This window comes from Psychrobacillus sp. NEAU-3TGS, from assembly GCF_029955155.1.
Lineage (GTDB): Bacteria > Bacillota > Bacilli > Bacillales_A > Planococcaceae > Psychrobacillus.
Genome location: NZ_JAPNOZ010000011.1, coordinates 445,510 through 464,906, shown reverse-complemented (window position 1 = coordinate 464,906; position 19,397 = coordinate 445,510). Strand labels below are relative to the sequence as shown.

Below are 19,397 nucleotides of genomic sequence, written 5' to 3'. Positions count from 1 at the left end.
GTGGATATAGTGCAACTAACGATTAGAGCGACAGGTGAAAATGTACAAGTTCTCTCCCATCTGCTTGCTAAAAATCCGAGTAATTTATATGAGCGAACACATAAAGATCATGCAATACGGCTCTTTTTTTCTACATTTACAGATAAACAGATGGAGATGACAATCTTTGTTACGCCTGACCCACTTTCTCTTATCAATCAGTCGTCTGGTGCTTATGACATCACACATTACATAAATGACAGGGAATTTGCGGTGAGTAGTATTTTCACTTCGCTTATTCGTCCTGCTTTGAGTACTGCATTAAATGGCAAGCCAAAAGAAGCTTATGAAAAATGGGTAGAGCACTCTTTTTCTTTCCATTTTAGTTTTGGTCCTGTGGCAACGGAGTTAAGTGAACAGGAGATTCGCAATCTTTTTGAACCGTTAGGCTATGAGGTTAACATCGAGTTTGGAGAAACGGACTATTCATTTCAAATAAAAGAGAAAAGCTCAGCCTGCTATATTACACTCTCAGGAATGAGCACGCTTCAAAAAGGACTTCACCAGTTATTCGTCCTCATCCCGGTATTGGATAACTACAAGCATTATTTTATTGATGATACAGAAATTGAAAAGTTGAAACGATACGGAGAGGGCTGGCTCGATACGCATCCAGAAAAAGAATTCATTATTCGCAAGGCATTAAGATTCAAAGAATTATATGATCAGTTTGAAAAACCAGAAGAAAACCTGCAGCCAATTCGTACGAAGCAATTACCGTTAAACGAGTTGCGCTATGAAAAAATAGTCGACAAGGTGTCAGCTCTTCCAAAGAAACGTAAAGTAGTCGATTTTGGTTCGGGAGAAGGAAAGTTATCCGCTAAATTAGGCTTTGTGAATGGGGTAGAAGAAATACTAGCAGTGGAGCCTTCCGAATCTGAAACGTTAAAAGCGGTGAAACGTTTTGAAAAGCTAAAGGAACAAAAAGACTTCACCATGCCAACTATGATTTGGGGATCCCTGTTTTATTTTGATGAACGTTTGAAAAACAAAGATGTCATTATTTTATGTGAAGTGATTGAGCATATAGATGAAGAAAGACTACCTAAAATAATGGCGCTTATACTAGCATACTATCAACCTAGTGCCTTAATCGTGACTACTCCAAACAAAGAATATAATCGTGTATATGCAATGTCAGATGAAATGCGACATAGCGATCATCGTTTTGAATGGACAAGGCATGCGTTTAGAGAGTGGTGTGAGCAAATGAATCACTCAGGTCAATATGAGATAGCGTTCGAAGGGATAGGGGAAGAAGACATGCAGTACGGTTCTCCAACCCAAATGTGCACGTTTATCAGGAAGGAGAATCAGCTATGAAAATTACGCTACCAAACGCTGGAATTGTTTTGCTCGTTGGTGTATCCAATAGTGGTAAGACTACGCTTCTGAATAAGTGGATAGATGAGCAGCTGATATTATCATCTGAAGTCATTAGTTCGGACGAGTATCGTGCAGTCGTTGGAGATACAGAATTTATACAATGGGCGGAGCGGCCAAGAGATGAAGCGGATAGTCTTTCAGATGATTACCATGCGCTATCTCGTGAAGCCTTTCGCTTGTTAGATTATGCTTTAGAAGCAAGATGTAGGTTGAATAAATTAACATTTGTAGATGCAACTCATCTTTATGCGGAAGACCGAAAACATTATATTGGACTAGCCAAAAGACACCATGTTCCGATTACAGCAATTGTGTTAGATATCCCACAAGAAATACTTCTTGAAAGAGATGCACTACGTAAGAATCCTCGTGGGAAAAAAAGAGTAAAGCAACAGTTTCAAAATTGGAAAAGGGAATTACGATTTATTAAGAAAGAAGGCTTTAAATCTGTTTATTTCATTCGGGAAGACGATGATATTGACCTGATAAGAAAAGAAAATCCGCTTCTTGTGGAGGTTGGAAAAGGGATTGATATTATAGGAGATGTACATGGCTGCTATGATGAATTGATGTCTCTTTTATTACAAATGGGGTATGAACAAAATGAGGAGGAACTTTATATCCATCCAGAAGGCAGAAAGTTTATGTCTGTTGGGGATATCATGAGCAGAGGACCGGAGTCATTAAAAACGATGCAATTTTTTCAACGACATGTGGAGCAGGGCTTAGCATATATGACGGACAGCAATCATGGTTGGAAAATTGCTAGGTGGCTGGATGGACGGAATGTTGAGCTAAAGCATGGGGACGAGAAAGTTGCGCAGGAGTTTGAACAGTACGAGAAAGAGCATGGTTCATCTAAAGTGGAAGAATTGAAAGAAACATTAAAAAAATTTCTTCTTAAAGCTCCTTCCCATTACGTGCTAGAAAAAAACGGGGTAAAGACAGCCGTTTGCACCCATGCCGGCATAAAGGACGAGTATATTGGGAAGCAATCTACTACTATTCAAGATTTCTGTCGGTACGGTGATACGGAAGAAATAAATACTGATGGAAAACCGATTCGTAAAGACTGGTATGTTCACCATAAAGGTAGCTTAACCATTGTATGGGGGCATGATCCAAAGCCGCAGCCGCTTCGTATAAATAACACGATTAATATTGATCAAGGGGTTGCTTTTGGAGGTAGGCTCACGGCGATGAGGTATCCGGAACAACAATTTGTCTCTGTCAAAGCTCTAAAAGATTATTCAGGAACATCAGATAATCCGCTGAAAAAGTGGGAAATAGAGCGTCTAATTCCCCCTAATATTGAAAAGTTTATAAACGGATATTCTGTACAAACGGAACAACTAGGGGAAGTAAAGATTCACGGAAATATTGCAAAATCTGCTATCGATACGGTTTCTCATTACACCGTTCCGATTGAACAGTTACTTTATATTCCACCTACAATGAGCCCGACTCCATCGGTATCTGCGCTTTTGGATTACTTAGAACACCCAAAAGAAGCGATTGAATATTATCGGAATCATGGGGTTGAAACGATGGTTGCCGAGAAAAAGCATATGGGTAGTCGAGCAGTTCTACTTCTATTTAAAAATCAAGCAGTCGCTAAAAAAGAAATTGGCTTCGAAATAGATGGGGTTATATATACAAGAACAGGCAGAAGATTTTTTGATAGATTAACAGAGCAAGAAGTGGTACGAAAGTTAACGGAAGAACTCACACATAAACGCTATTTTGAAAAATATCAAACAGATTATGTGCTTTTAGATGCTGAAATCATGCCATGGAATTTAAAAGCGAAAGAATTGATTAGTAGCCAGTACGCACATGTATCGGAAAATGCATTGTTAGACCGGAAAAAAATCGTGGAAAAGCTAAAGTCTGCAAATGATATAAATGTAGAGAATTGGATAAGGGAGTATGATGAAAAATTAAATAACGCAGAGATCTTTAAAGAAGTTTTCCAAAAATATTGCTGGGATATAGAAGAAACAGAGGCCATTCAAATTGCACCTTTTCACGTAATGGCTCATAGTGAAGAAACATTCTTTCATAAACCGCACACTTGGCATATGGAAATGAATAAGGAATTTGCAAAGGATTCCTCTCTTTTCGTGACAACCGAATTTAAAATTATTTCGGATAGTAATAGTGAGAAGGAAGTCATCGCATGGTGGGAAGAAATGACAAAAGAAGGGCATGAAGGAATTGTCATCAAGCCTGAAATTTTCACTTCTACATTTAAAGGGAGGCTAATCCAACCTGCCATTAAAGTAAGAGGCCGCAAATATTTGCATATCATTTATGGAATGGATTATTTAAGCCCGGAAAACTTGAAGCGTTTAAAAAATAGAAATACAGGCAAAAAACAAAAGCTTGCTTTAAAAGAATTTTCCTTAGGGCTGGAAGGTATAAGACGTTTTGTTGACGGCGAATCCATAGAACGTGTACATGAATGTGTACTCGCCACACTGGCATTGGAATCAGATCCGGTAGATCCTAGGCTTTAAAGAAATCATCGGATTGAATAAAAATAGTAGTACAAATCTTATTAATGATTTGTACTACTATTTTTAAATGTTTTACACACTACTATTTTTATTCTTTTGAAGTAGAGAAACTATTAATTCAATTAAAGCAATCACTATTAACGACAAGCCGAAGAGTGGCATTATTATACCGAGAATTACTAACAGAACAATGAATCCTCCAAAACTTTTACCCATCGGTGTTTTGGGTGGAGCTGATAATTGACCTTTTACTTTTCTATCTCCCCACATCCTGTAGCCCCAAATAATAATAGTTAAAAATGCCAAACAAACGAGTAGATTAATTATTTTATTTGGCCATCCAAATAAATGTCCTTCATGTAATGGGATACCCCAAGTATACCATTTTCCTAAGATACCATAATCTTCGTAACCAACTTTTGATATCAACTTGCCGCTACTATTGATCAAAATAGCTAGTCACTTCTTCATTTGGACTAACATCTAGACCAGTGACACCCGTATTGCTCCCTTTCGAAACGGTATATACACCATCTTCACTCATTGGATAAACGATAGAGTATGGTTTAGAGATATGTGATTCGTCAATTTTCTCCATCAGTTGTTGCAAGCTGATCATATTTTCGTTATCGGCCATATTACTAGCCATACCATGATGGTGAGCGTGAGCATCGGCTGAAGTAGGAGCTTCATTTTTACGAGTAGCCCAAGGGATTTCGTTTATCTCTGATATGGGTGGAACTTGTTGTAATTCTGGAATACCAATGGATGGATGTGATTGTGCCGTTGAGTATATGACATCACCCATAAGAGCTGACCAAGGTAAACCAGTAAAGATTAAAATAACCATTGGAATGGCTATTATTGTACCAGTAATAGCATGAAGTTTTTTATGCTTTTGTCTCTTATTTTTGGTTCCTTTCTGTCTTTTAAAGACCTTTCCTTTAAATGACATATAAACTCCTGAAATAAGTAAAAATATAGCCCAACATGCTGCTAATTCAACCAAATAGTTTACAACGGTGCCACCTACAAATAAAGAACTATGTAAACCTCTCATCACATTCGAATAAGTAGTTGCTGTATTCTGACTCCCTACGATCTGATTATGATCATCAATAAAGACATATTTCTGATCGCCTTCTGTATTAGTCATTGTAAATCTTGTATTATAATCATCATTCAAAACGCTAATCTTTGCTACACTATACCCGTTAAAGTTGCTTTCTGCATTTTCTATCGCTCTGTCTATAGAGACACTTTCATCTTTGTTGCTGTTACCAAAAAATAAATGATCATACAATTGATTTTCCACATTTGTATAAAATAAATATCCGATACCACTAATTGTTAACGTTATCAGTAATGGGGCAATAAATATCCCCGCGTAAAAATGCCACCGCCAAAATATATTATAAAAGCGCTTTTTATTCTTCAAATTTGTTCTCCCATATTTGAATTTGCGTTCTGAATTTTATTTTATAAAACGGTTGTGAAATTTGATTGAAATATAAAGCTTATGTAAAAAAAATTTGGATTGTAGTTGGCAACGAAATGCTGCTTCTATTTTAATTAAAATCATTACCTTGACTTCAAGATAAAAACACAATAAACTTAATTAAACCAAGAAGAAAACTATGTATTTAAAAATTATTAAATAGATGAGGATGATAAAAATGGAAAAGCAACAGAAAAAAGCACCAACTGAAGTGGATGAAAAAGGAAAATTTAATCGCCAACAAAATCGCTTTAATACCCCTTTTGGAAATAACGCTGGTGAACTTCCGGTAGAAGCAGGACGATATCGTCTTCTATGGGCTGCTGTTTGTCCATGGGCGCATCGCTCTGTCATTGTGAGAAGCTTACTAGGTTTAGAGAATGTCATTAGTTTAGGTACAGCAAGTCCAATGCGTCCTAATATCGAACGCGTAGATTGGGAATTTTCTTTAGATAAAGACGGAGTAGACCCTGTTTTAGGTATTCAATATATAAGCGAAGTATATAAAAAGGCAGACCCAGAGTATGTGGGGAGACCAACTGTGCCCGTCATTGTGGATATTAAAGAAGGAAAAGCAGTGAATAACGATTATTTTAGATTAACCAATCATTTGGAAACTGCTTGGGCTCCATTTCATAAGGAATATGCACCAGATTTATATCCGGAGCATTTACGCGAAGAAATCGACGCATTAAGTGACGTTATTTTCCATGAAGTAAATAATGGTGTGTACAAATGTGGATTTGCTCGTTCACAAGAAGCGTATGAAGAGGCATATGATGTGTTGTTTGAGCGATTGGATGAATTAGAACAACGTTTATCCACGGAGCGCTTTTTATTTGGAGACTTTATAACTGATTCTGATGTTCGTTTGTATGCAACGCTTGTCCGCTTTGATGTTGCGTATTATTCTGCTTTTAAAACGAATCGAAATCGTATTGTAGACTTCCCGAATTTATGGGGATATTTAAGAGATTTATACCAAACACCTGGTTTTGGAGATACAACGGATTTTGAGGCGATTAAAATACATTATCATTTATCTAATCATATCGCGAGTGATGATCAAAAAAGCCTAAATATTTTACCAAAAGGTCCGGATACTTCTAACTTCCATTCTGCACATAACCGCGAAGATTTAAGTGGAAATAAAGAAAAGTTTCTCATTCACGAAAGTAAATAAGATGTAAGGAGATGGAGAATCAGTGATTATCCGAGATGCTGTACCAGCAGAGCTCTCTACAATTAGAGAGCTAAGATTAGCTGCATATGAGGAGCATGCAGCAAAAATACCAGAAGCCCATTGGCAGGCTTTAAGAAAATCCATCTTATCGGATGGAGATATTGAAACTGGTGTGGAACGAATAGTAGTAGAAGATGACGGAGAAATTTTAGGAAGTGTTGCTTTGTTTTCTCCTGATATAAAAGCATATGAAGGTCTCTTGGAAGACGAACTTGGATATCCCGAGTTACGAATGCTTGCTACCTCTTCTAAAGCTAGAGGAAAAGGTGTGGCAACATTGCTCATTAATGAATGTATTAAACGAGCAAAGGAGAAGGGTTTCTCGGAAATGGGTCTTCATACTGCAGATTTTATGGAAAATGCCTTAAAATTATATGAACATTTAGGTTTTGAACGGTTGCCTCAGTTTGACTTTGAACCAGCAAATGATGGTATTATCGTAAAAGCTTTTCGCATTCGTTTTTAGTGAAACATTTTCAAAAGAACCGGCTACAACGACTTATGGGTCACTATAGCTGGTTTTTATTATGTATGAATCCACTCTATCTAGATTTACTCGTAAATGAATCAGAAAAAAGTTTAGTTGTATAGTAGGTAGATTTAGTTGGAGAAAAGGGAAAGTTAGTTGTAAAATATGAACGAATAGTTGTAATAGTTTTTTTACGGAAAAAATATTTAGAAAAGGAGAAATCAGCCATCAATAATAACCCAAAAACTTTAAGAAAATGCGAAAAAGGACACGAATACTACAAAAGTAGCGACTGTCCTACATGTCCGACTTGTGAACAGGAACGAAAACCTGCAACTGGGTTTCTTTCTCTACTTTCCGCCCCTGCAAGACGTGCATTAGAAAACAATGGAATCACCTCATTGGAGCAACTATCAAGCTTTAGCGAAAAAGACATTCTAAAGTTTCACGGTATGGGACCGGCATCTTTACCAAAGCTAAGAGTTGCGCTAAACGCGGAAGGCTTATCATTTAAAAAATGAAGTATTTAAAGGTATCAGATTCTGAAATTTATTAGAATCCGATACCTTTCTTATTTTAATTGAATACTCTGAATATAATGTTATACAATTAAGATAACTAATTTTCATTTGGAATGAAATGGGGGATAGGTAGAATGAGTGACCATTTGAAAAAAGAGTTTACTAAGCAAAAGAAAGTAATAGAGAATCTGGACCAAATGAATGTAAATTTAAATGTGGAAGAGTTCTACGATGATTTGACAAAGCTAGCAAATCGGAAATATTTTACCGAAACTCTTTCACAATTGTGGAATGATGAAGGCAGTGCAGATATCTGGGTGGCTCTACTAATTATAGATCTTGATTATTTTAAACGATATAATGATTTTCATGGTTCTATAGAAGGGGACCGTGCTTTACAGCAAATAGCAGCTTGCATGAAGAAAATTATTGAAAAGCATGGAGGAGTAGTAGGAAGATTTGGTGGTGATGAGTTCGTTGTTTTTTTGAAGCATATTAGACAAAGTGAAATAAAACATATTGCAGAAGAATTGAGGACTGCGGTAGAGGAAATGTCTTTACTCTATTGTTCGGAACAACACGCTTACACTGTAACGATTAGTGTAGGGGGAGCATGGGGCCAGTGCAACCAGTTTGATAGCTTGGATGGTATGTATGTAATGGCTGGTGAAGAGTTAAATAACGCAAAAATAAACGGACTGAACCAACTAAAGATTTATGTAAAATAGGAGGATTGAAATGGCTAATACCCATTGCCCGCTTTGCGGAGAGGAAAACAAATGCATGGTAGATGCAACCGAGCCAAATGGATGTTGGTGTACGATAGAGAAATTTCCAAAAGGGATTTTTGAATTAGTCCCCGAAGAAAGTATAAGAAAGCATTGTATTTGTCAAAATTGCGTAACGAAATATAAAGAGGAAGTGCAAAAAATCTGAATGCCGTTTTCGGTGGTATTCAGATTTTTTTCTATAGAGAATTTGATTAATCTTATATTCTAAAAGAGTTACAAGTAAAGCTTGCTTGCAATTTCATATAATTATAAAGAAGTCGAGCATGTCTTCCTTGTTGTGTATAAGGGTTTATATTTGGACGTAGACGCTCGAGAAACTCGCGGTCACATTCACATCGATTTCTACCTCTACTATAACATTCATCATGGGCTTTACATGCTGCATCTACTTCATTTATAGGTGCACCGGGGCCGCTACAACCAGGTCCACACCAATTATATCCTGGAAATATACAAAAACGAGGATTTCTTCTACGTGTCAATCTTATAACCTCCTTTGATTATTTTTTACCTCTTATAAGCTATTCAATAAAAAACACATATGTATAAACTACTACCTATTCTTTTCTGGATAATAAAAAATATTTTGATGCTGACGATTGAAGGACATTCAAATACATAATTATATAAGAAATTAACAAATACTTAACACAGCTATAGTATAATAGTAACTAACAATAACGGGACTATTATGATGGGGTGCTTATATCGATGAGTAGGAGAAAATTCACGTTTTTAATAAGTATTCTTGTAATAAGCTTCATCTTAACAAGTTGTGCTACTACTCCAAAAAAATTAACAATCGGAATGATTCCTGTAAAAAATGTAAATGAAATGGAAATGGAGTTTGAACCTATTCGACTGTATCTAGAAGAACAATTGGGTATTCCTATCGAAGTATACGCAACCGATAGTTATGTTAGCTTAATAGAAGGAATGAAAAAAGAAACAATCGATATAGGATGGTATGGAGCATTTTCTTATGTTGCGGCTGAAAGTGAAATGGAGCTTACCCCTTTAATTGTTCAACAAAGAAAAGGTACAGACATTTACTATAATTCACTAATTATAGCAAGGAAAGATTCAGGTATTAGCAGCATTAAGGAACTAAAAGAAAAGAAGTTTGCATTCGTTGACTCTGGTTCAACAAGTGGATTTGTACTTCCTTACGCATTGTTAAAGAGTAGAAATATAGCATACGAAACGTACTTCAACGAAACCCAGTATGCAGGTTCACATGATCAAGTGCTAGCTAAAATTCTTTCAAAAGAAGTAGATGCCGGAGCTATTAGTAGTGTTCAGTATGAAAACTTAATAGCAAAAGGGGAAGTAAGATCGGAAGATGTGATCATCATTGGAAATCGGAAAATATTCCAGGAGCTCCCTACGTTGCAAGAAGTGATTTAGACAAGAAAATACAAAAACGTTTTTCAAAAGCTATGTTAGAAATACATACAGAAAAACCAGATGCTTTGAATAGCTTTGATAATACAATTGAGAAATACATAGAAGTAGACAATAAATATTATCACTCTATAAGAAATATAGCGAACATTCTTGGTAAAGAGTATATGTACGAGTATTTCTTAAAAGGCGAATAATAGACATGGGTTGCAGGAGATGGGTGGACCTTTTGAAAATAAGAAGTATTAAATTTTGGATAACAACTTTGATTGTGTCAATGTGTATTGTGACAATGTCTCTATTTATTTTATTGTCATATAAAAATTTAAATGAAAGTTTGGAAGAACTGTATAAAAAGGAAGCAGAATCTGTCCTTATGCAAACCTTTTTATCTTTTGGTTATCAATTTTTAACAGTGGAGAATACGTTGAATCAGCTTAGTCATTCCTTGCTAATGTTAAATGACTATTCTAGTAGTCAAGCTGAGATTGCATCCATGTTAGAAGAATATCAAAAAAATTCTGTTGTGAATGGAAAAATGATGTATGGCCTAGCGAATGGTGAATTTTACAGAGGAGAATATAAGGAAATTCCGGACGATTATCATCCAGCAGAACAGCTTTGGTACAAGCTTGCTATGCAAAATCCAGGAGAAGTATGTTGGACGGAGCCTTACCTGGACTATGTGACACAAGAGATTATAATTACAGCTTCCAAGTCTATCGAAAGTCCGAGGGGAACGCTAGGGGTTATTGCGATAGATATGAATCTCCCAAAAATGAGTAGTCAAATAAGTAATTCGAAAATTGGAGAAGATGGATTCGTTTTATTACTAAGTAGTAATGGCACCATATTAGCTAATCGTGATAATCATATGATTGGTGAAACGCTTTTTGGAAATGAACACGCCAAAATTGTAAAAGAAACAGAAAAAAGTTATGTTCCATACACTATACAAAATAAGGACTATATAGTACGGTCTCATCCAATTGTGGAAAATGACATGAGTATTGTCACCGTGATAAGCAAAGAAGAAATAATTCGAAATCTTATAAAAAGGCATCAACCTATACTGGCGATCGGACTATTTTGTCTTCTACTATTTGGTGTTATTGCTTATTTTGCTACGTTAAGAGGCGTTCGACCATTAAAAAAACTTGGAAAACTAATGATTTTCGTTGAAAATGGAAACTATGATGTGCAGGCAAAAGTACATGATTATGAGGAAATAGAGCGTCTTGCGAATGGCTTTAACAGTATGATTTTGGCTATAAAAACGAGAGAGGACAAGATAAAACATTTAGCATCCTATGATTCGCTCACGGGTTTATTAAATAGAAGAAGCCTACAAGAATCGCTAACTGCAGCCTTACAAAACAATCTAAGTGAGCACTTAAAAGCAATTATTTTTGTTGATTTAGATAATTTTAAAACAGTGAACGATACCCTTGGACACTCTTTTGGAGATAAGCTAATTGCAGAGATAGCCAAAAAGCTAAATGAATTATCAGCTGCAAATAAAGAAGTTGCGCGCATAAGTGGTGATGAGTTTATCGTTGTTATGCATGATTTGGAGTCAGTAGAACAAGCAAAAAGCTTGGCGGAGGAAATCATCCATCAGTTTGATATACCTTTTATGGTAGATTCTAGAATCTTAAATGTTACCGCAAGTGTTGGCGTTTCCTTATATCCACTTCATGCTAATACGTCGGAAGAATTATTAAAGCTTGCTGATATGGCAATGTATCAAGCGAAAAGCTTAGGGAAAAACGGATATAGAATATTTGATGAAGGAATGAAAAAGCAGCTAGAAGATAAATTTAAAATAGAAAATGGAATTCGAGAATGTCTCGATAAAGATGTATTTGAGTTGTTTTTCCAACCATTATTTAAACCGGATGAAGAAAGAATTGCTAGCATAGAAGCACTTTTAAGAACAAACGCACCAGCGCTTTCTAATTATAATATTTTACAAATAATTCAAGTCGCTGAAATGACTGGTCAAATAGTAGAGATAGATAAATGGGTATTAAAGCAAGCATGTAGAACAATTCAAGATATCAATAAAGATAGGAAACGTCCAGTGAGCATAGCCGTCAACATTTCTCCAGTGCATATTATGCAACAAGATTTTGTCGATAATATAAGAGAAATAGTAGAATCTTCGGGCGTTTCTCCTAACTGGATAGAACTCGAAATTACAGAAACTGCTATGATGAAATCATTTGATTTAAACAAGCAAAAGCTAGTGGAACTAAAGAAACTTGGATTTTCTATTCATCTTGATGATTTTGGAACCGGCTATTCTTCTTTAAGCTACTTAAATAGCTTACCAATCAATCATGTAAAGATTGATAAAAGCTTTGTAGACGGAATGCTTCAATCTGAAAAAGACGCTAAATTTATAGAGACGATTATTAAGCTAGCGCATACAATAGGCTTACGTGTTGTGGCAGAAGGTGTGGAGCATAAGGAACAATATGATATGCTCCAAAGCTATAATTGTGAGTTGATTCAAGGATATTATATAAGTAAGCCAGTGAGCTATAAAGAGATCGTTAATCTTTTAGAACAACCTTCGTAACGTACCAGTATGAATGAATAGTTGTAGATCAAAAAGAAGGTAGACCAAATGATGGAACTGCACTTCTTTTTTATTTTAGTATGAAAATGAGAAGAGATGTTGCGCATAATAGGGATAGTGCGAAATAAGAGGTAGGCAAAATGCACAACATTTCCCTTCAAACTCGCAACACCGTAATCCAATTGCGCAATGATTATAAATAACTGGTTATAATCATCGGCGTCTCACATCAAGTAAACTTTTTATTTTAAGAAATGGTTGCTTTCACTAGTAATTTGGTTGCTCTCCTGCTCATTTAGTTGCTTTTCAAGTAGAATTGATTGCTTTCAACGACTGGTTGGTTGCTCTTAGCTATTAACTGGATTTACACAGTCGAAGAACTGTTTAGAATTTGCTTGTTAGCATATTCCTACAACTGTAAATTAGCATTAAACAATCTCTAAATGACCATTTTCAAGGGTAATTTTTTTGTCTAAGTTTTCATTTGGAAAAATAAACGTCCATGGCATACTACTTTTCGCTTGAATGCTAATCGAAGGTATTGTGAAGGAATGCTCGATGAGAACATCATTTACTTCAATATATCTTAGTTTTGTGTTTTGAAAGGAAAAAGCATGCATGGTGAAGTTATGGATAAGTACGGTTACTAATAATTCACCTTTATGATTGAAAGCTTGCCATAGTGGTGTAAGCTGAATACCTTGATTGTCGGATTGGCTTGTTTCGAGAAAGATTGCTTCAATTTCTTTGCGGTCCTTATTGGATATCGTTTTATCCCATGCTGATTCAAATATAAGCTTTTGCATTAACTCATTCCCCCAATATAAATAATTTCATTTTAACACATCTACTAATACGCACTTCGTTTGTACTAGTATTAATCATAATCCTATTGTTCATGCTAGCAATGAGGAGGTGTGAAACTATGGCTCAAGATGTTCTTTGTGAAGTAAACAACTGTACGTATTGGGGATCTGGAAACAAGTGTAATGCTACTGCTATTTATGTTGTAAGTAATAAAGGGAAACAAGCTTCCAATAGTGAAGAAACAGATTGTAAAACATTTGAACCAGAAGCGTAGTACACCTAGGACAACCATCTTTTTGGTTGTCCTTTTATTTAATGGTACTATTAGAGGAGAAGTTTAACTATTAAAAAAACGAGGTGTAACTAATGGCAATTGAGGTAGTAAGAGATCATTTTAAACAATTTGGAATCGAAGAAAGAATCTTGGAATACGAGGCATCTAGTGCAACGGTTGAGTTAGCCGCTCAAGCTCTAAATGTAGAAGGAGCACGTATAGCCAAAACATTATCCTTTAAAAAAGAAGATAAATGTATTTTGGTAGTAGCGGCAGGCGACGCTAAAATCGATAATGCTAAATTCAAAGCGACTTTTGGAGTAAAAGCAAAAATGCTAACTCCAGATGAAGTACTCGAACACGTAGGACATGCAGTAGGTGGTGTTTGTCCGTTTGGTGTTCCAAACGATGTAGCTGTGTATTTAGATGAGTCCTTAAAACGTTTTGAAACTGTTTTTCCTGCTTGTGGCAGCAGTAATAGTGCTATAGAACTTACTTGTGAAGAGATATTTACATATGCAAACGGGCAGGTATGGGTAGACGTTTGTAAAGGATGGGTATAAACATGGATATCTCATTTCAAACAGTAGAAGGCAGATTCAATTACCGGGTAGCAGGGTTATTAATACATGACAGTAAATTACTCATCATGAAAGATGAAAACCAATCGTATTATTATGTTCCAGGTGGTAGGGTAATGTTGAACGAAACAAGTGAAAGGGCAGTAACACGTGAAATGGAAGAAGAGCTTTCCATAGAGGTGAATGTAAAACGACTGTTATGGGTAAATGAAAACTTTTTTATAGAATCTACGTCGAAGGAGAAATTTCATGAAATTTGTTTTTTCTATTTAGTAGAGTTGCAAAACGAGGACTTATTAACCAGAGGAAATGAATTTACCATAAATGAAAACGGAAAAATACATACATATTATTGGATTGCCTTGGAAGAATTAAAAGATATGAGCTTATATCCTCTATTTCTAAAAGAGAGAATATTAGATTTACCAATGAGTGTAAATCATATTGTAGAAACAAAATAATTGTATGTATTAGTTCGAGAGGATGAGTATATTTTGTTTTCCGTAATTGCACTATTTTTGATTGCTGGTTTAGCTGAAATAGGAGGTGGCTATCTTATTTGGCAATGGCTGAGAGAAGGCAAGTCTGCATATTTAGGGCTTATTGGTGGTATTGCATTGGCTCTTTATGGTGTGATCGCTACATTTCAAATGTTTCCTTCTTTCGGTAGAGTGTATGCAGCCTATGGGGGCGTATTTATTGTTTTATCAGTTCTTTGGGGCTGGGGTGTCGATAAAAAAGTGCCAGATACATATGATTGGATCGGGGCTTTCATATGCATAATTGGCGTGTCTGTTATCCTGTTTGCACCTCGAAGTTAACTAAAAGGGGGAGTGTGGAAGATGTTATTTCAAAATGACAAGCTATCTGTTCGATTATTAGAGCAACAAGATAGTTCTTTATTAGCCAAATGGCTTTCCGATCCAGCTGTGCTTGAGTTTTATGAGGGAAGAGACAACCCTTTTGACACCAATAAAGTGCAGGAGAAATTTTACAACCGAGAAAATGAAGTAGTCAGGTGTATTGTCGTGTTTGACAAAGTTCCAATTGGATATATTCAATTTTATCCTGTGGATCGTGATGAGCGAAAATTATATGGTTATGCAGATATCACTGAAGTTTTATATGGTATGGATCAATTCATTGGAGAAGTTGCCTATTGGAATAAAGGTATAGGAACACTCTTAGTGAATTCTACTGTGAAGTTTTTACTTGAACAAAAACAAGCAGACAGAGTGGTGATGGATCCTCAAACATGGAATGAAAGAGCAATCCGCTGTTATGAAAAAAGTGGATTTAAGAAAGTAAAGCTCTTGCCTAAAAACGAGCTCCACGAAGGTGAATATCGAGATTGCTGGTTAATCGAATATACTAAAAGAGAGCTTATTAATTGATAAGTAATATTTATGAACACCTAGTTCGATACAATGTTAAATTGTGTCAGAGCTAGGTGTTTTTATGGCTTAGGGAATTATAAGCTCTCTTTGGCTTGTCGATAAGTATAGGGAAACTGCGACGTAAGAGATACGGCAAAGGCAATTGATTTCCGCTCCAGGAGGACGCTTACCGCGGGGCGGGCGGTGAGCCTCCTCGTTGCACGCTCCTGCGGGGTCTCACCTGTCCCGCTGATCCCGCAGGTGTCGCCGCCTTGCGCTACAATCAATGGGAATTTCTTGCTCATTTAGTATCCGCATTTAGCAGGATAAAGCTCGAATTCCTCAACCATTTATTGGGATAGCATCGCTTAATAATTATCGCTTTTAGAAGTAAACTTGTTCTTTTTCGATTTGATTGCTTTCCTGCTAATTTAGTTACTTTCAGCGACTAGTTTGTTGCCTTTAATGGAAAGAGTTAAAGTTGAGTTGTTAGCTATTATGATGGATTGGAGCGAAAGGGCGTGGACTCCAGCCAAGCCGGCGGAAAGCGTACGCCCTGTAGCGGAAATCCTAGCGGACACTTCATTCAACTCACTACCGCACAGTTTCTCTATAATGTGCGGCATCCCAATATTATTGCTCATTTCCATTCGCCATATCGCGGCTGAGATATACTCAGTAGCACTTTTGTTCAATAAAAAATATCTATTCTTAATGTACTAATTTTTTTAAAAATAGTATTGTAATTCTATTTTTTAATGACGTATCATGATAATGATAATCGTTATCAATTAAACTCGGCCTAGTTTAATAAATATGAAAAGGAGTTAGTTATAAAATGACAATGAGAAAGTATTGGTTTATTGGTGCATCGGCACTACTAGCTTTAACTTTAGCTGCATGCGGTGATCAAGAAAGGGAAGCAACTGCAAAAGAAGAGAAAACGGAAGAGGTTGCGGATGTAGAACAAGAAGCGAAAACAGAGGTTAAAGAAGAAGCTGCGACAGAACAAACGATTACATATTTAGGGGAAGATTATGTCTTACCAGCACAGGTGAATAATATTGTGGCCGCTAGTCTTGAGTCAATGGAAGACGCTGCAATTTTAGGGGTAAAGCCAGTGGGAGTATTGGAAATTGCCGGTGAAATTCCAGGTTATTTAGCAAAAGAACTAGAAGGTGCATCATTAGTTGGGGATAAATTTGCTCCCAACAATGAGTCGATTTTAGCGTTAGATCCTGATGTTATTTTAGGCTCCTCTAAACATGGTGAGGATGTCGTATCATCCTTAAACAAAATCCAAACAATGATTCCTTATTCTCATATTTCAACTAACTGGAAAGAAAATTTAAGATTACTAGGTCAATTAACAGGAAAAGATGCTGAAGCAGAAAATATTATTACAGATTATGATGCAAAGGCTTCTGAAGCGAAAGGGAAAATTCAAGAATCTTTAAAAGATAAAAGTGTTTTAGTTGTTCGTATTCGTCAAGGAAGCATGTGTGTTTATCCAGCAGGCGTTTATTTAAACCCAGTAATTTATGAAGATTTAGGTGTAACTATTCCAGAAGTAATTACAAAAACGGAGGCACAGGCTGAACTTTCACTGGAAGCTTTAGCGGAGATTAATCCAGATTATATCTTCTTACAATTTGAAACGAGCGAAAATACAGATAATGCAACTGCGCTTGACGATTTATTAAATAACCCTATTTTCAAAAGCGTAGAAGCTGCTAAAAACAACCATGTATTTGTGAATGCTGTAGATCCATTAGCGCAAGGTGGAACTGCATGGTCGAAAGTGAAATTTTTAGACGCGGCAATTGAAGACTTACTGAAGTAAAAGATAAGGTGCGATGAATGTAAATGAACAAGACAAATTTGATAGCTACTACTATTCTGGTAACCTCTCCCGTGTTCATCGTACTAGCAATTGTCTTATCCGTTTTATATGGTGCAAAGGATATTAGTGCATTAACTGTATGGCAAGCGATTACGCAATTCGACGCTAATAATGTGGATCACAACATTATTAGAACATCTCGATTACCGCGCGTAATCGCTGCTTTATTAGTTGGCGCATTTTTAGCAGTTGCTGGTTCTGTGATGCAAGGCATCACACGAAATTATCTTGCATCCCCTTCCATTATGGGTATAAATGACGGTTCGGCATTTGTTATTACGTTGGCGATGGTGTTTTTTCCAGGATTACCGAATTATCAAATGATTTTACTATCAATGGTTGGTTCTGCCATTGGAGCAGGTTTAGTATTCGGCTTTGGATCGCTTATAAAAGGTGGATTATCACCAGTTAGGCTAGCGATTATTGGGACAGTTATTGGAACGTTCCTTAGCAGCATAGCATCAGCGGTAGCAATGTATTTTCAAGTTTCGCAAAGTGTCAGCGTTTGGTATAACGCAAAAATACATACAGTAAATCCCGATATGCTAGTGCTATCCATTCCTTTTGGTTTAGTTGGGCTAATACTTGCTCTGAGTATCGCCAAATCGGTAACGATTTCTTCGTTAGGAGAAGATATAGCAGTCAATTTAGGACAGCGAACAAAATGGGTGAAGGCGATTAGTATTTTATCGGTGGTGTGTTTAACGGGAACTGCAGTTGCACTAGTCGGAAAAATTGCATTTGTTGGTCTAGTTATTCCACATATAACTCGCTTTATCGTTGGAGTGGACTATCGTTTTGTCATCCCCTGCTCTGCCGTTATTGGCGCAGTTTTTTTAGCGTTTTGTGATGTTATCAGTAGATTTATTAACTTTCCGTTTGAAACGCCTGTTGGGGTAGTAACAGCGATTATCGGTGTTCCTTTCTTCCTTTATTTAATTCGGACGAGAGGAGGAGAACAGCGTGCGTAAAGAGCAGTTTGGTCACTTCTTAACATTGATGCTCATTTTTATAGGGCTAACATTCGTTGCTTTTTATTTTCATATTACAAATGGAGCATTTGACATGTCTGTCATGGATGTGGTGAAGACAATGCTACGAATAGATCCCAATGAGAAACATGACTTAGTTATTTTTGAGTTTCGGTTACCCCGTATTGTTATTGCCGCATTAGTAGGAATCGGTTTAGGAATGGCAGGGACTGTTATTCAAGGAGTAACGAGAAATGGCTTAGCAGATCCGGGTATTTTAGGTATTAATGCAGGAGCTGGGGCATCTATAGTTATTTTTATGTTCTTTTTTCAAATGTCTTCTAATAACTTGACGGATGATAGTTGGTCTTCTATTTTAATGATGCCACTTTTTGGCTTTGTTGGAGGGGCGGTAGCAGCGGGTTTAATCTATCTTTTTTCTTGGCGAAATGGCGTATTGGATATGCAACGGCTTATTTTAACTGGTATAGCGATAAGTAGTGGGTTTGGCGCGTTGTCTCTCTATATATCACTTAAAATGAATGCCAGTGATTATGAGATGGCAGCAGTTTGGATAGCAGGTAGTATTTATAGTGCAAACTGGTCGTTTGTTTTATCGATGTTACCGTGGATTGTTATTTTGGGATATGTCATTTATCGAAAAAGTCATTTGTTAGATTATTTTCAACTAGAAGAGGCAAGTGCAAAGAGTCTTGGAATTTCTGTAGAGAAGGAAAAGTCTATTTTATTATTAAGCAGTGTTGGTATAGTTAGTGCTTGTGTTTCCGTTTCTGGAGGCATTGGATTTATCGGTTTGATGGCACCGCATATTGCCAAACGACTTGTCGGTATTCAACATCGTTTTGTCCTACCGATGAGTGCAATGATTGGTATGTTTTTGCTCATTTTTTCGGATTATATTGCAAAGACAGTATTTGAGCCTTCCGAATTACCAGTAGGAATTGTAGTGTCTATCATTGGAATTCCGTACTTTTTATATTTGTTAGTAAAATCTAAAGCATAGGAGGATT

The 19,397-nt window shown here is 36.5% G+C and carries 18 protein-coding genes and 2 pseudogenes; 17 read left to right on the top strand and 3 right to left on the bottom strand.

What is annotated here, in order from left to right; all coding sequences use genetic code 11:
• Together OR571_RS15070 and OR571_RS15065 are read left to right on the top strand one after the other, a co-directional pair.
• Positions 1-1,362: a 3' terminal RNA ribose 2'-O-methyltransferase Hen1 gene (locus OR571_RS15070; RefSeq protein WP_348775047.1), complete on the top strand. Its 1,362-nt coding sequence runs from the start codon at positions 1-3 to the stop codon at positions 1,360-1,362.
• On the top strand, positions 1,359-3,944 hold the full coding sequence (locus OR571_RS15065) for a polynucleotide kinase-phosphatase (RefSeq protein ID WP_282243882.1): 2,586 nt from the start codon (positions 1,359-1,361) through the stop codon (positions 3,942-3,944). Before OR571_RS15070 ends, OR571_RS15065 begins: the two co-directional genes overlap by 4 nt.
• Positions 3,945-4,016: 72 nt before the next feature.
• Here OR571_RS15065 and OR571_RS15060 read toward each other — a convergent pair.
• A pseudogene (locus OR571_RS15060) lies at positions 4,017-5,382 on the bottom strand (PepSY-associated TM helix domain-containing protein).
• Positions 5,383-5,620: 238 nt separating this feature from the next.
• On the opposite strand from OR571_RS15060, the gene OR571_RS15055 reads away from it, so the two are divergent.
• From OR571_RS15055 to OR571_RS15035, 5 genes are all read left to right on the top strand, one after another.
• Positions 5,621-6,625 carry a glutathione S-transferase family protein gene (locus OR571_RS15055; protein ID WP_282243881.1) on the top strand — a complete coding sequence of 335 codons (1,005 nt, stop codon included), beginning with the start codon at positions 5,621-5,623 and terminating at the stop codon, positions 6,623-6,625.
• 22 nt (positions 6,626-6,647) lie between these two features.
• A complete protein-coding gene (locus OR571_RS15050) occupies positions 6,648-7,151 on the top strand; it encodes a GNAT family N-acetyltransferase (RefSeq protein ID WP_282243880.1) in 504 nt (167 codons plus the stop codon).
• Between the two features lie 230 nt (positions 7,152-7,381).
• Positions 7,382-7,675, top strand: a complete 294-nt coding sequence (locus OR571_RS15045; RefSeq protein ID WP_282244204.1) for an RNA polymerase alpha subunit C-terminal domain-containing protein — start codon at positions 7,382-7,384, stop codon at positions 7,673-7,675.
• 134 nt (positions 7,676-7,809) lie between these two features.
• On the top strand, positions 7,810-8,403 hold the full coding sequence (locus OR571_RS15040) for a GGDEF domain-containing protein (protein ID WP_282243879.1): 594 nt from the start codon (positions 7,810-7,812) through the stop codon (positions 8,401-8,403).
• Positions 8,404-8,413: 10 nt separating this feature from the next.
• On the top strand, positions 8,414-8,611 hold the full coding sequence (locus OR571_RS15035; protein ID WP_282243878.1) for a cysteine-rich CWC family protein: 198 nt from the start codon (positions 8,414-8,416) through the stop codon (positions 8,609-8,611).
• 52 nt (positions 8,612-8,663) lie between these two features.
• Here OR571_RS15035 and OR571_RS15030 read toward each other — a convergent pair whose 3' ends face one another.
• Positions 8,664-8,948 (bottom strand): phospholipase, encoded by a 285-nt coding sequence (locus OR571_RS15030; RefSeq protein ID WP_282243877.1) that lies wholly within the window; start codon positions 8,946-8,948, stop codon positions 8,664-8,666.
• 229 nt (positions 8,949-9,177) lie between these two features.
• Between OR571_RS15030 and OR571_RS15025 the strand changes: the two are divergent.
• Positions 9,178-10,067: pseudogene (locus OR571_RS15025) on the top strand (phosphate/phosphite/phosphonate ABC transporter substrate-binding protein).
• A 179-nt stretch (positions 10,068-10,246) separates the two neighbouring features.
• Complete coding sequence (locus OR571_RS15015; RefSeq protein ID WP_282243875.1) at positions 10,247-12,454, top strand: bifunctional diguanylate cyclase/phosphodiesterase; 2,208 nt, start codon at positions 10,247-10,249, stop codon at positions 12,452-12,454.
• A gap of 428 nt (positions 12,455-12,882) precedes the next feature.
• Here OR571_RS15015 and OR571_RS15010 read toward each other — a convergent pair whose 3' ends face one another.
• A complete protein-coding gene (locus OR571_RS15010; RefSeq protein ID WP_282243874.1) occupies positions 12,883-13,260 on the bottom strand; it encodes an SLAP domain-containing protein in 378 nt (125 codons plus the stop codon).
• Positions 13,261-13,379: 119 nt separating this feature from the next.
• Here OR571_RS15010 and OR571_RS15005 point away from each other — a divergent pair, with 119 nt between their 5' ends.
• The 8 genes from OR571_RS15005 to OR571_RS14970 all read left to right on the top strand — a co-directional run bounded on the left by OR571_RS15005 (position 13,380) and on the right by OR571_RS14970 (position 19,390).
• Complete coding sequence (locus tag OR571_RS15005; protein ID WP_142540271.1) at positions 13,380-13,535, top strand: DUF1540 domain-containing protein; 156 nt, start codon at positions 13,380-13,382, stop codon at positions 13,533-13,535.
• 92 nt (positions 13,536-13,627) lie between these two features.
• Positions 13,628-14,098 (top strand): YbaK/EbsC family protein, encoded by a 471-nt coding sequence (locus OR571_RS15000; protein ID WP_282243873.1) that lies wholly within the window; start codon positions 13,628-13,630, stop codon positions 14,096-14,098.
• A 2-nt stretch (positions 14,099-14,100) separates the two neighbouring features.
• Complete coding sequence (locus tag OR571_RS14995; RefSeq protein ID WP_282243872.1) at positions 14,101-14,577, top strand: NUDIX hydrolase; 477 nt, start codon at positions 14,101-14,103, stop codon at positions 14,575-14,577.
• A 33-nt stretch (positions 14,578-14,610) separates the two neighbouring features.
• Positions 14,611-14,937, top strand: a complete 327-nt coding sequence (locus tag OR571_RS14990) for a YnfA family protein (protein WP_282243871.1) — start codon at positions 14,611-14,613, stop codon at positions 14,935-14,937.
• Positions 14,938-14,958: 21 nt separating this feature from the next.
• The gene (locus OR571_RS14985) at positions 14,959-15,510 is read left to right on the top strand and encodes a GNAT family N-acetyltransferase (protein ID WP_282243870.1); all 552 of its coding nucleotides are present in this window, start codon (positions 14,959-14,961) and stop codon (positions 15,508-15,510) included.
• Positions 15,511-16,336: 826 nt separating this feature from the next.
• Positions 16,337-17,335 carry an ABC transporter substrate-binding protein gene (locus tag OR571_RS14980; RefSeq protein WP_282244198.1) on the top strand — a complete coding sequence of 333 codons (999 nt, stop codon included), beginning with the start codon at positions 16,337-16,339 and terminating at the stop codon, positions 17,333-17,335.
• 23 nt (positions 17,336-17,358) lie between these two features.
• Positions 17,359-18,366, top strand: a complete 1,008-nt coding sequence (locus tag OR571_RS14975) for a FecCD family ABC transporter permease (protein ID WP_282243869.1) — start codon at positions 17,359-17,361, stop codon at positions 18,364-18,366.
• Positions 18,359-19,390 carry a FecCD family ABC transporter permease gene (locus OR571_RS14970; RefSeq protein WP_481900396.1) on the top strand — a complete coding sequence of 344 codons (1,032 nt, stop codon included), beginning with the start codon at positions 18,359-18,361 and terminating at the stop codon, positions 19,388-19,390. Before OR571_RS14975 ends, OR571_RS14970 begins: the two co-directional genes overlap by 8 nt.
• The last annotated feature ends 7 nt before the right edge of the window (positions 19,391-19,397 follow it).

Bases quoted from the DNA above. Each gene is read 5' to 3' on its own strand.
- OR571_RS15015 (WP_282243875.1), top strand. From the start codon at position 10,247: ATGCAAACCTTTTTATCTTTTGGTTATCAATTTTTAACAGTGGAGAAT.
- OR571_RS15005 (WP_142540271.1), top strand. From the start codon at position 13,380: ATGGCTCAAGATGTTCTTTGTGAAGTAAACAACTGTACGTATTGGGGA.
- OR571_RS15035 (WP_282243878.1), top strand. From the start codon at position 8,414: ATGGCTAATACCCATTGCCCGCTTTGCGGAGAGGAAAACAAATGCATG.
- OR571_RS14985 (WP_282243870.1), top strand. From the start codon at position 14,959: ATGTTATTTCAAAATGACAAGCTATCTGTTCGATTATTAGAGCAACAA.
- OR571_RS15055 (WP_282243881.1), top strand. From the start codon at position 5,621: ATGGAAAAGCAACAGAAAAAAGCACCAACTGAAGTGGATGAAAAAGGA.
- OR571_RS15065 (WP_282243882.1), top strand. From the start codon at position 1,359: ATGAAAATTACGCTACCAAACGCTGGAATTGTTTTGCTCGTTGGTGTA.
- OR571_RS15000 (WP_282243873.1), top strand. From the start codon at position 13,628: ATGGCAATTGAGGTAGTAAGAGATCATTTTAAACAATTTGGAATCGAA.
- OR571_RS15010 (WP_282243874.1), bottom strand. From the start codon at position 13,260: ATGCAAAAGCTTATATTTGAATCAGCATGGGATAAAACGATATCCAAT.
- OR571_RS14980 (WP_282244198.1), top strand. From the start codon at position 16,337: ATGAGAAAGTATTGGTTTATTGGTGCATCGGCACTACTAGCTTTAACT.
- OR571_RS14975 (WP_282243869.1), top strand. From the start codon at position 17,359: ATGAACAAGACAAATTTGATAGCTACTACTATTCTGGTAACCTCTCCC.
- OR571_RS14995 (WP_282243872.1), top strand. From the start codon at position 14,101: ATGGATATCTCATTTCAAACAGTAGAAGGCAGATTCAATTACCGGGTA.
- OR571_RS15040 (WP_282243879.1), top strand. From the start codon at position 7,810: ATGAGTGACCATTTGAAAAAAGAGTTTACTAAGCAAAAGAAAGTAATA.